This window comes from Falsiroseomonas oryzae (assembly GCF_027856955.1).
GTDB classification, from domain to species: domain Bacteria; phylum Pseudomonadota; class Alphaproteobacteria; order Acetobacterales; family Acetobacteraceae; genus Falsiroseomonas; species Falsiroseomonas oryzae.
On sequence record NZ_JAPSMD010000167.1, the window covers coordinates 1 to 11,273 of the forward strand.

An 11,273-nucleotide genomic window follows, 5' to 3' on the forward strand; every position below is an offset into this window, starting at 1 on the left:
GACGCCGTGCGCCAGCACCTCGCGCACCGCCGCCAGGGCCTCGGCCGCCTTGGCGGCGTCCGGACCGCCGGCCTGCGCCATCTCCGGCCGGCCGCCGCCACCCTTGCCGCCCACAGCGGCCGCCGCGGCACGCACCAGGGTGACGGCATCGGCCTTGCCCTTCGCGGCCTCGCCCAGCCCGGCGACGATGCTGGCCTTGCCGCCCTCGCTGCTGACCAGCACCGCGATGTCGGCCGTGCCGCCCTTCAGGATGGCCTCGGCCAGGCCCTTGAGGTCGCGCGCCGGTACCTCGCCCACGTCGCGCAGCGCCACGCGCAGGCCGGCGATGGTCTCGACCTCCGCGGCCGCACCGCCGGTCGCCAGCTTCTTGCGCAGCTCCGCCACCTCGCGCTCCAGCCTGCGGCGCTCCTCCAGCAGCGCCGTCACGCGCTCCGGCAACTCGCTCGCGCGCACCTTGAGCGCGGCCGCGGCCTCGTTGAGCTGGCGGTCGCGCTCCTCGATCACCTTCAGCGCGGCTTCCCCGGTAACGGCCTCCACGCGGCGGACGCCGGCGCTGACCGCGCCCTCGCTCACGATGCGGAACAGGCCGATGTCGCCGGTGCGCCGCACATGCGTGCCGCCGCAGAGCTCCAGCGAATAGACACCGTGCTTCTCGGTGGCGCCGGCGTCGTGGCCCATGCCGACCACGCGCACCTCCTCGCCATACTTCTCGCCGAAGAGCGCCATGGCGCCCGCGGCGACCGCCTGCTCCGGCGTCATCAGGCGCGTCACGACCTCGGCATTCTCCCGCACGCGGGCATTCACCTCGGTCTCGACCCAGGCCAGGTCCTCGTCGGTCATCGGGGCGTTGTGCGAGACGTCGAAGCGCAGCCGGTCCGGCGCGTTCAGCGATCCCTTCTGCGCGACATGCGTGCCCAATCGGCGTCGCAGCGCCTCGTGCAGCAGGTGCGTGGCCGAGTGGTGCGCGCGGATCGCGCCGCGCCGTGCATGATCGACCTCCGCCTGCACCGGCAGCCCGACCCTTGCCTCGCCATGCGCGACGACGCCGAGATGCACGAACAGCTCGCCGAGCTTCTTCTGGGTGTCGCGCACCACGATGCGGCAGGCCTCGCCCGCCGAGATCAGCCCGGTGTCGCCCACCTGGCCGCCGCTTTCCGCGTAGAAGGGCGTCTGGTTCAGCACCACCGCGACCTCGGCGCCGACCGGGGCGCTGTCCACCACCTGGCCGTCGCGGACGATGGCGACGATCTCGCCCTCCGCCGTCTCGGTCGAGTAGCCGAGGAATTCGCTGGCGCCGACCTTCTCCTTCAGGTCGAACCACAGCGTCTCCGTCGCGGCCTCGCCGCTGCCGGCCCAGGCCGCACGGGCGCGGCGCTTCTGCTCGGCCATCGCCGCCTCGAAGCCGGCGACGTCCACCGTCTTGCCCTCGCCGCGCAGCGCGTCCTGCGTCAGGTCCAGCGGGAAGCCGTAGGTGTCGTAGAGGCGGAAGGCGACCTCGCCGGGCAGCACGCCCTTGTCGCCCAGCTTGCCGCTCTCTGCCTCCAGCAGGCCGAGGCCGCGCTCCAGCAGGTTGCGGAAGCGCGTCTCCTCCAGCCGCAGCGTCTCCACCACCAGCGCCTCGGCGCGCAGGATCTCGGGATAGGCGGCGCCCATCTGGCGGGTCAGCGCCGGGACCAGCTTATGCAGCAGCGGCTCCCGCGCGCCCATCATGTGGGCGTGGCGCATGGCGCGGCGGAGGATGCGGCGCAGCACGTAGCCACGCCCCTCGTTGGAGGGCAGCACGCCGTCCGAGATCAGGAAGGTGCCGGCGCGCAGATGGTCAGCCACCACGCGGTGGCTGTTCCGCCACTTGCCGTCCGGGTCCTGCCCGGTCGCCTCCGCGCTCGCCAGGATCAGCGCGCGCAGCGTGTCGGTGTCGTAGTTGTCGTGCTTGCCCTGCAGGATGGCGGCGAAGCGTTCCAGCCCCATGCCGGTGTCGATCGAGGGCTTGGGCAGCGGCACGCGCGTGCCGGGCGGCCCTTCCTCGAACTGCATGAAGACCAGGTTCCAGATCTCGATGAAGCGGTCGCCATCCGCGTCGTCGGAGCCGGGCGGGCCGCCCGCGATCCGGTCACCGTGGTCGTAGAAGATCTCGCTGCAGGGGCCGCAGGGGCCGGTGTCGCCCATGCGCCAGAAATTGTCGGAGGTCGGGATGCGGATGATGCGGCTGTCCGGCAGGCCGGCAACCTTCTTCCAGTAGGCCGGCGCCTCCTCGTCCTCCGAGTAGACGGTGACGAGCAGCTTGTCTTTCGGCAGGCCGAAATCGCGGGTCAGCAGCTCCCACGCATGGGCGATCGCCTGGTCCTTGAAGTAGTCGCCGAAGCTGAAGTTGCCCAGCATCTCGAAGAAGGTGTGGTGCCGAGCGGTATAGCCGACATTGTCCAGGTCGTTGTGTTTGCCGCCAGCCCGCACGCATTTCTGCGCGGTGGTGGCACGCACGTAGGGGCGGCGCTCCTGCCCGGTGAAGACGTTCTTGAACTGCACCATGCCGGAGTTCGCGAACATCAGCGTCGGGTCGTTGCGCGGCACCAGCGGCGAGCTTTCCACCACCTCGTGCCCGTTGCGGCGGAAGTAGTCGAGGAAGGTCGCGCGGATATCGTTGCTGCTGGTCATGGCCTTGCGTCGCCAGGGGTCTCGCGGGGGGAAAAGTCGCTTCAACTAGCGCGCACCGCCCCCTGCGTCGAGGGCCGGGCTCGGAACCGTCCCCCGGGGCGGGCCGTTCGGAGGTGGAGGCGGCAGCATTTCCGCTGCCGCGACCAGATCCACCGGAGGGACGACCACATGGCCGAGGACTTCAAGTCGCTGATGGGCGAATTGCTGCAGGACACCTACAGCGCGGAGACCCAGTTGCTGGAGGCGCTGCCGGAGATGGCCGAAGCGGCTTCCACCCCCGCCCTCAAGCAGGCTTTCCAGGAGCACCTGCAGGTCACCCAGCGCCAGGTCGAGCGGCTGGAGAGGGTGGCCAAGATGGTCGGCGTGGACCCGGATGGCGACGATTGCGAGGCCATGGAGGGCCTGGTGGCCGAGGCCGAGGAGATCGTGGACGAGCACGACGAGGGCCCGGTGCGCGACGCCGCGCTGATCTCCGCGGCGCAGAAGGTGGAACACTACGAGATCGCCGCCTACGGCACGCTGACGGCCATGGCCAAGGCCTGCGGGATGAAGGACGCCGCGGATCTGCTGGCGCAGACGCTGAAGGAGGAGAAGGACACCGACGAGCTGCTGACCCAGCTGGCCGAGCAGCAGGTGAACCCGGCAGCACTGCGCGGGGAGGCCGCCAACGACCCGACCCGCCGCAGCAAGGGCAGCGCCGCCTGAAACCCGTTGCCCTCCCTCGCGCCGTGGGGGAGGGCGACGTTGCCTTCGCCCTAAACCTGCAGGTAGCTCTCTCGCACCTCCGGCGCCGCCTCCAGCTCCGCGCTGGTGCCGCTCCAGACGGTCCGACCCTTCTCGATCACCGCATGCCGGTCGGCCAGCCGCAGCACCGCGGACAGGTTCTTGTCGATCAGCAGGATCGCCTGACCTTCCGCCTTCAGCTTCGCCAGCACAGCCCAGATTTCCGCCCGGATCAGCGGCGCCAGGCCCTCGGTCGCCTCGTCCAGGATCAGCAGGCGCGGGTTCGTCATCAGCGCGCGGCCGATCGCGACCATCTGCTGCTCGCCGCCCGAAAGCTTGGCGCCAGGGTTGGAACGGCGTTCCTTCAGCCGGGGGAAGAAGCCGTACACTGCCTCCAGGGTCCAGCGCGATGCGGTCGACCCGCCGCGGTTCGCGGCGGTGGCCACCAGGTTCTCCTCCACCGTCAGGGTCGGGAAGACCTGCCGCCCCTCCGGCACCAGCCCCAGGCCGCGCTGCGCGATGCGATGTGCCGGCTGGCCGGTCACCACAGCGCCGTCCACCCGCACCTCGCCGCCCCAGATCCGCCCGCCCGCCGAGGGCAGCAGCCCCATGATGGCCCGGATCGTCGTGGTCTTGCCCATGCCGTTGCGGCCAAGCAGCGTCACCACCTCGCCGGGCCCGACCTCCAGCGAGACGTCGAACAGCACCTGGCTGCCCCCATAGCCCGCCGCGAGGCGTTCCAGCCGCAGCATCAGGCGGCCCCCGCCAGCGGGATGTCGTCCTCGCCGAGATAGGCGGCACGGACCTCGGCATTGCCGCGGATCGCGTCCGGCTCCCCGGTGGCTATCACGCGGCCATAGACGAGGACGGAGATGCGGTCGGCCAGCGCGAAGACCGCCTGCATGTCGTGCTCGACCAGCAGGATCGCGTAGCGCGACTTGAGGCCGCGGAGGATGCCGATCAGGCGCTCTGTCTCCTCCGGCCCGGCGCCGGCCAGCGGCTCGTCCAGCAGCAGCAGGCGCGGCTGCGTCGCCAGCGCGATGGCCAGCTCCAGCTGGCGCTTCTCGCCATGGCTCATCGCACCGGCCGGCGTGTGTGCGCGGCCGGCAAGGCCGACCTGGTCCAGTGCCGCCAGGGCGGGCTCGTTCAGCCGGCGCTCCAGGGCCGCCGGGCGGAAGAAGCGGAAGGAGGATCCGGCGCCGGCCTGTACGGCGAGCGCGGTGTTCTCCAGCGCGGTGAAGGCCGGCACGACCGAGGTGATCTGGAAGGACCGCGCCAGGCCCAGCCGCGCGCGCCGCGGCATCGACAGGCCGGTGATGTCGCGGCCGCCGAACTCGATCCGCCCGCCATCGACCCGCAGCACGCCGCTGATCTCGTTGATCAGCGTCGTCTTCCCGGCGCCGTTCGGGCCGATCACGGCATGGATCTCGCCCGGCGCGACGTCCAGCGAGACGTCGTCCGTGACGGCCAGCCCGCCGAAGCGCTTGCGCAGGTTGCGCAGCGAGAGCAGCGGGTCGGTCACCGCCGCGCCGCCTTCGCAATCTGCCCGGGGATGCCGGCGAGCCCGTTCGGCAGGAACAGCACCGCCAGGATCAGCAGCACGCCGAAGACGATGCGCCAATGCTCCCACTGGTGACTCAGCCATTCCTCCAGCAGCACGAAGCCGAGCGCGCCGATCAGCGCGCCGTGCAGCCCCGCCACGCCGCCCAGGATCACCATGAACAGCAGCTCGCCGGAGCGCTGCCAGGAGAAATAGGCGGGTGCCACGAATTCCGTGGCGTTGGCGAAGAGGAAGCCGGAAGCGCCGCCGATCGCGCCGGCGATGACATAGGCGACCAGGCGGTAGGGGTAGGGGTCGAAGCCCAGCGCCTGCGCGCGCAGCGGGTTGCCCTTCGCCGCACGCAGCACCCGGCCGAAGCGGGAGGCGAGCAGGAGACGGCACAGCAGCCAGGTACCCGCCAGCGCGCCGACGCAGACGAAGTGGAAGGCCAGCCGGTCCTCCAGCAGGCGCGCCCCGCCGATCTCGGTGCGGGAATACAGCGTGTAGCCGTCGTCGCCGCCATAGCCGGCGAGCGAGCTGGCGGTGAAGAAGGCCATCTGCCCGAAGGCCAGCGTGATCATGATGAAGTGGACGCCGGAGGTGCGGATGGCGACTGCGCCGGTCACCAGTGCGAAGCCCGCCGCCGCTGCGATCGCCACCGGCAGCACCACCGCGATCTCGGTGACGCGGGCATCGTCCAGGATCACCACGGCATAGGCGCCGAAGCCGAGCATCGCGGCATGGCCCATGGAGACCAGCCCCGCCCCGCCGACGAGCAGCGAGAGCGAGACCGCCGCCATCGCCAGGATCATCGCGCGCGCCAGCAGGGTGAGCATGTAGCCCTCGCCGAAGCCGACGAAGGGCGCCGCGGCCAGCGCCAGCAGCAGCAGGATGGCGGGCGCCTCGGCGCGCAGCGTGGCCATCAGCCGGCGCGCACCGGGAACAGCCCGGCCGGGCGGAAGGCCAGGATCGCCGCCATGGCGATGTAGACCAGCATGGAGGCGATGGCCGCGCCAACCTGCCGCGCCTCAGACGCCGAGAGGAACAGCCGCATCAGGTCCGGCACCAGCGACCGCCCGAGCGTCTCCACCAGCCCGACCAGCAGCGCGGCCACGAAGGCGCCGCGGATCGAGCCGATGCCGCCGATCACGATGACGACGAAGGCCAGGATCAGCAGATGGTCGCCCATCCCGGGCTCGACCGAGAGGATCGGCGCGGCCAGCACGCCGGCGAAGCCCGCGAGCATCGCGCCGAAGCCGAAGACGATCATGAACAGCCGCCGGATATCGACGCCCAGGGCGGCGACCATCGGCGCATTCGTCGCGCCCGCGCGCACCAGCATGCCCACCTTGGTCCGCTCCACCAGCCACCACAGCAGCCCCGCGGTGGCCAGGCCGCCTGCGATGATGGCGATGCGATAGGTCGGGTAGAGCAGCCCCTCCATCAGCCGGATGCCGCCGGTCAGCGCTTCGGGCATCGGCACCTGCAGCGGCGCCGCGCCGAACAGCGCCTTCACGCCCTGGTTCAGCACCAGGATCACGCCGAATGTCGCCAGCACCTGCTGCAGGTGGTCGCGGTCGTAGAGGTGGCGGAACACCAGGAATTCCAGCAGCAGCCCCAGTGCCAGCGCCAGCGGCAGGGCCAGCAGCAGCGCCAGCCAGAAGCTGCCCGTGGCGCCGGCGATCCAGGCGGCCAGGTAGGCGCCGATCATGTACTGCACGCCATGCGCCAGGTTGATGAAGTCCATCACCCCGAACACCAGCGTCAGCCCGGCCGCGATCAGGAACAGCAGGATGCCGAGCTGCAGCCCGTTCAGCGCCTGGATCAGCAGGAGTTGCGTGGTCATGCGCGCCCCGGCGGAGAAGTTGCCCCGGCGCGGCGCGCCGGGGCGGCAGGGTCAGCCCGCCGGCATCCGGCATTCGGCCGCGAAGGGATCGACCGCGTTCTCGAACACCTTGCGGACATGCTCGGTCTGAAAGCGCCCGTCGGCGCGGCGGCCGACGCGGGCCAGCCAGAAGTCCTGGACCGGGAAATGGTTCGACCCGAAGCGGAAGCCGCCGCGCACGCTGCGGAAATCCGCCGCGCGGATCGCGCCGCGCAGCGCGCCCTTGTCGGCCAGGTTGCCGTTCACGCGGCGGATCGCGCTGTCCAGCAGGAAGGCGCTGTCATAGGCGTGCGCGGCGTAGCTCGCCGGCACGTAGTTGTACTGGCCAAGGAAATCGTTCACGAAACGGGCGTTCTGTTCGGTCGGCAGCGTCGGCGTCCAGGTCGTGCCGGTGAACAGGCCGAGCGCCGCCTCGCCCTGCGCGGGCAGCACCGCCTCGTCCACGGTGAAGGCGGAGAGGAAGGGGATGGTGATGCCGGCCTGGCGGTACTGCCGCACGAACTGCACGCCGAGCCCGCCCGGCATGAAGGTGTAGATCGCGTCCGGCCGTGCCGCGGCGATCCGCGCCAGCTCCGCCGAGAAGTCGGTGGTGGTCAGCGGCACGTAGATCTCGTCCATCACCTCGCCGCGGAAGGTGGACTTGAACCCCGCCGCGGCGTCGCGGCCCGCCTGGTAGTTCGGTGTGATGATGATGGCGCGGCGGATCTGCCGCATCTGGCCGCCGACCTCCACGCCGTCATTCGCCGCGGCGCCCAGCACCGCGTGGTTCTGGTCGTTGACGTAGGAGGTGGCGAAGAAGAACGGGCTGCAGCCCCGCCCGGCGATGGGCGAGGGGCCGGCATTGGTGCTGATCAGGAAGGTCTGCGTCTCCGTCACCGGCCGGATGATCGCGGCCAGGATGTTGGAGAAGACGACGCCCACGATGAAGTCGCAGCGGTCGCGCTCCAGCGCCGCGCGCACCTTGCCGACGGCGGCATCGGGGCGCAGCTCGTCGTCGATCACCAGCACCTCCGCCGGGCGGCCGCCCAGGCGGTTCTCCAGGTGGCGCATCGCCAGCTGGAAGCCGTCGCGCAGATGCGTGCCCAGCGCCGCCTGCGGGCCGGTCAGCACCGCGACGAGGCCGATCTTCACCGGCGCGGCCTGGGCGCGCGCCAGGCCCGGCAGAGCCAGCGCCGTGGCGCCGAAGGCCGAGGCGCCGAGCAGCGCGCGGCGGCCGAAGCCCGTCTCCGGATGCGTCATGATGAGGTTCCTCCGTCTCCCGCAGATGCTTTAAGCTTGAAATGTCAGCCCCGCGCAAGCCGCTCCGCAATGGTCACGACGTCGCTTGCCGGATCGGCGAAGGGGGCGATGACGGTGAAGTGGTCGGCGCCGGGCAGCGCGGCGAAACGGCCGCCCCAGGCGGCGGCCATGTCGCGGCTCTGGCGTAGGTATTCGCCGCTCTCCGCGCCGCCAACCAGGCACTGGATCGGCCGTCCCGGCGCCGGCAGGAAACGCGGCGAGAGGGCGCGCGCCGTCTCCGGCGTCAGCCGCAGCCCCTCCGCCACCGAGGTCGCCAGCAGCGGCTCCAGCTCGAACACGCCGGAGACGGGCAGCGCGGCATGCACCAGGTCCGCCGGCAGGCCCGGGTCCAGCCCGCGCCAATCCGTCGCCAGCAGCATCGCCGCCAGGTGCCCGCCGGCCGAATGGCCCGCCGCCATGATGCGCCGGCCCGTCCGCTGCCACAGGAAGCGGCAGGCCGCTTGCATCTGCGCGACGATCTCCGCGATCGTCACCGCCGGGCAGAGCGCGTAGGAGGGGACGGCCACCGCCACGCCGCGGCCGTTCAGCCCGCGCGCGCAGTGGCTGGCGAAGCTGCGGTCCAGCGCCTTCCAGTAGCCGCCATGGATGAACAGCGCGAGCGGCGCTTCCCCGGCGGCCGCGGGGTGGAACAGGTCAAGCCGCTCGCGCTCCCCCGCGCCATAGGCCAGGCCGAGCTCCGCCCCCGGGCAGGCGTCGCGCCAGGCAGCGGCGTCGCGTGCCCAGCCGGCGATGTGCCGCGGATGCTCCGGTACGCGGGCGCGGTTGTTGTACTCGGATTCCAGGTCCATCCGTCCTGCCTCCGGCGGGCATTGCACGCTGCCCGTCCCGCGTGCGGCAAGCCCCCGGTTCCGCAACCGCGCCTGCGCGGGGCAGAGTGGCCGCATGAAGGTCTACCTCGCCGGCCCTGACGTGTTCCTGCCCGATCCGCTCGCCATGGCCGAACGCAAGCGCGCGATCTGCGCGGCGCATGGCCTGACCGGCATCTTCCCCGTGGACAACCACCCGCAGCACCCGGAGGACGGCGCGCTGCCGCGCTGGCTGTGGATCTATCGCCGCAACGAGGCGCATATGCGCGATGCCGATGCGGTGATCGCCAACCTCACGCCGTTCCGAGGCCCCTCGGCGGATGCGGGCACCGTCTACGAACTCGGCTTCATGCGCGCCCTGGGCAAGAAGGTGCTGGGCTACAGCAACGTCGCCGCCGATCTCGTACCGCGCACCCTCGGCTTCATCGGCCCGGCCGTGCGGCGCGACGCGGAGGGTCGCTGGCGCGACGCGGAGGACATGGCGGTCGAGGATTTCGGCCTGGCCGACAACCTGATGATCGACGGCGGCATCCAGGAGGCCGGCGGCCTGCTGGTGCGATGCGATGTCCCGCCCGCCGCGCGCTGGACCGACCTGACGGCGTTCGAGGCCTGCGTCCGCGCCCTGGCCGATACGCGCTGAGGCGCGCGGGTCAGGGCGCCCAGCCGGGCCGGCGCTTCTCGCGGAAGGCGGCCAGCCCTTCCTTGGCTTCCGGCGAGGCGCGCTGCAGCCAGCTTTCCTGCGCCAGCGCCATCATCTCGCGCCCGTCCAGCGTCAGCCCGTTCGCCTCCAGCATCGAGCGCTTCGCTACCCGCGTCGCGCCGGGCGCCGAAAGCAGCGTCTCGTCGAGGATCTGCCCGAGCCGCGCCTCCAGCGCCTCGGCCGCTACGACTTCATGCACAAGCCCGATGCGCAGCGCCTCCGCTGCGTCGAAGCGCTCCCCGGTCAGCGCGTAGCGCCGCGCCTGGCGGAGGCCGAGCGCATGCACCAGATGCGTCGAGATCGGAGAGGGCACGACGCCGACCCGCACCTCGGTGATGCCGAAGCTCGCCTGCGGCGTGGCCAGCGCCACATCGACGCAGCAGACCAGCCCCACGCCGCCGCCGAAGCAGGCGCCCTGCACCACGGCGAAGGTGGGGCAGGGGAACTCGTTCAGCCGCTGCATGGCCCGCGTGGTGGCGAGCGAGGCGGCAAGCGCGCGCTCGGCCGGCGCCTCCGTCAGCCCGAACTGCCAGTCGAGGTCCGCGCCCGCCTGGAAATGCCGACCCGCGCCGCGGATCACCACGGCGCGCAGCGCGGCATCGCCGGCCAGAGCCTCGAGCCCCTCGGTCAGCGCCTCCAGCATCGCGCCGTCATAGGCGTTGCCCCGCGCCGGGCGGTTCAGCGTGACATGCGCCACGCCCCGAGCATCGCGCGCGAGCAGGATGGGTGGTTCGCTCATGCGGCGCTCCCGTGTGTGGCGGCGCAGGATAGGCGCGGGCAACGCAGGGGGAAACCGCGGTCCGGATCAGCCGCGCATGGGCAGGTTGGTGAAGCGGGCATTGCCGAGGCCGGTGCCCACCGTCAGCACGCCCCAGCGCGCCACCCCCCGCAGGAAGGGGACCTCCGACAGCCCCTGCGCCACCGCGTCGTTGTGCAGCAGCACCGCCGGATGCCCGCCGCCCGGACGCGCCAGCAGCCGCGCGAGGGCGCTGGCCAGGCTGAAACCCTCGGCCTGCCAGTCGCCGGGGAGGTTCTCCGCGCCGCGCAGGATGCGCCCCTCCGCATCCAGCACGCCGGGCAGGACGACGGCGACGATGGGCGCCAGCGCCAGCCCCGCGGCCGTCGCCTCGCCGGCCAGGTCGTTCAGCATCCCCGCCAGGCGGCCGATCGCGGCGGCGCGATCCACCTCCTCCTCGGCATGCTTCCAGCCCTGCCGGCGCCAGACGCCGGCGGCGCCCAGGTCGGGCGCCACGCCGAGCCGCGGCAGCACCACCCCCGCGCGGAAGGAGGTGCCGCCGAGATCCGCCGTCAGCACCGCATCCGCCGCCTGCAGCGCGGCGTCCGGCAGCAGCTGCGCGGCGCCGATCAGCCCGGCCTCGTCCGGGTCGTGGCGGATCGGCGTCAGGCGCACATCCATGCCCATGCCGCGCAGCGCCGTGGCGGCGCGGCCGATCGCGACTTCGCCGATGCGGGCGGAGCGCAGCCCGCCGCCGATCAGAATGCGCTGCGTGCCCCGCCATTCCGGCAGCGTCAGGAAGCGCCGGACGACCTCGGCCAGCGCCGCGGCGTAGTCCTCGATCGCGCCGGCCACCATGCCGGCGGCCTCCGGCGCGCCGTCGGCCAGCGCCTCGTCCAGCGCGTCGCGTGGCGGCGGCTCGGCGGGGTCGG

The 11,273-nt window shown here is 72.2% G+C and carries 11 protein-coding genes; 2 read left to right on the forward strand and 9 right to left on the reverse strand.

Translation table 11 applies throughout. The features are described 5' to 3' along the window. Positions 1-2,652, reverse strand: a 2,652-nt coding sequence (gene alaS, locus OZN99_RS16460; protein WP_270936347.1) for an alanine--tRNA ligase, incomplete at its 3' end; no start/stop codon positions are given. A gap of 168 nt (positions 2,653-2,820) precedes the next feature. Between alaS and OZN99_RS16465 the strand changes: the two genes are divergently transcribed. Further along, on the forward strand, positions 2,821-3,357 hold the full coding sequence (locus OZN99_RS16465; protein ID WP_270936348.1) for a YciE/YciF ferroxidase family protein: 537 nt from the start codon (positions 2,821-2,823) through the stop codon (positions 3,355-3,357). Positions 3,358-3,407: 50 nt separating this feature from the next. On the opposite strand, the gene OZN99_RS16470 is transcribed toward OZN99_RS16465, so the two are convergent. The 6 genes from OZN99_RS16470 to OZN99_RS16495 are packed head-to-tail and all read right to left on the reverse strand — an operon-like array spanning position 3,408 to position 8,887. Then, positions 3,408-4,127, reverse strand: a complete 720-nt coding sequence (locus OZN99_RS16470; RefSeq protein ID WP_270936349.1) for an ABC transporter ATP-binding protein — start codon at positions 4,125-4,127, stop codon at positions 3,408-3,410. Beyond that, positions 4,127-4,897, reverse strand: a complete 771-nt coding sequence (locus OZN99_RS16475) for an ABC transporter ATP-binding protein (RefSeq protein WP_270936350.1) — start codon at positions 4,895-4,897, stop codon at positions 4,127-4,129. Before OZN99_RS16475 ends, OZN99_RS16470 begins: the two co-directional genes overlap by 1 nt. Next, positions 4,894-5,838 (reverse strand): branched-chain amino acid ABC transporter permease, encoded by a 945-nt coding sequence (locus OZN99_RS16480; protein ID WP_270936351.1) that lies wholly within the window; start codon positions 5,836-5,838, stop codon positions 4,894-4,896. The genes OZN99_RS16475 and OZN99_RS16480 overlap by 4 nt, the downstream gene beginning before the upstream one ends. After that, a complete protein-coding gene (locus OZN99_RS16485) occupies positions 5,838-6,761 on the reverse strand; it encodes a branched-chain amino acid ABC transporter permease (protein WP_270936352.1) in 924 nt (307 codons plus the stop codon). The genes OZN99_RS16480 and OZN99_RS16485 overlap by 1 nt, the downstream gene beginning before the upstream one ends. A gap of 51 nt (positions 6,762-6,812) precedes the next feature. Further along, positions 6,813-8,039, reverse strand: coding sequence for an ABC transporter substrate-binding protein (locus OZN99_RS16490; RefSeq protein ID WP_270936353.1), 1,227 nt, complete (start codon positions 8,037-8,039; stop codon positions 6,813-6,815). 44 nt (positions 8,040-8,083) lie between these two features. Next, positions 8,084-8,887 carry an alpha/beta hydrolase gene (locus OZN99_RS16495; protein WP_270936354.1) on the reverse strand — a complete coding sequence of 268 codons (804 nt, stop codon included), beginning with the start codon at positions 8,885-8,887 and terminating at the stop codon, positions 8,084-8,086. A 94-nt stretch (positions 8,888-8,981) separates the two neighbouring features. Between OZN99_RS16495 and OZN99_RS16500 the strand changes: the two genes are divergently transcribed. Further along, complete coding sequence (locus OZN99_RS16500; protein WP_270936355.1) at positions 8,982-9,545, forward strand: nucleoside 2-deoxyribosyltransferase; 564 nt, start codon at positions 8,982-8,984, stop codon at positions 9,543-9,545. Between the two features lie 10 nt (positions 9,546-9,555). Here OZN99_RS16500 and OZN99_RS16505 read toward each other — a convergent pair whose 3' ends face one another. Further along, the gene (locus OZN99_RS16505; RefSeq protein WP_270936356.1) at positions 9,556-10,344 is read right to left on the reverse strand and encodes an enoyl-CoA hydratase-related protein; all 789 of its coding nucleotides are present in this window, start codon (positions 10,342-10,344) and stop codon (positions 9,556-9,558) included. 66 nt (positions 10,345-10,410) lie between these two features. Further along, a partial coding sequence (locus OZN99_RS16510; protein WP_270936357.1) for a hypothetical protein occupies positions 10,411-11,273 on the reverse strand: 863 nt, incomplete at its 5' end.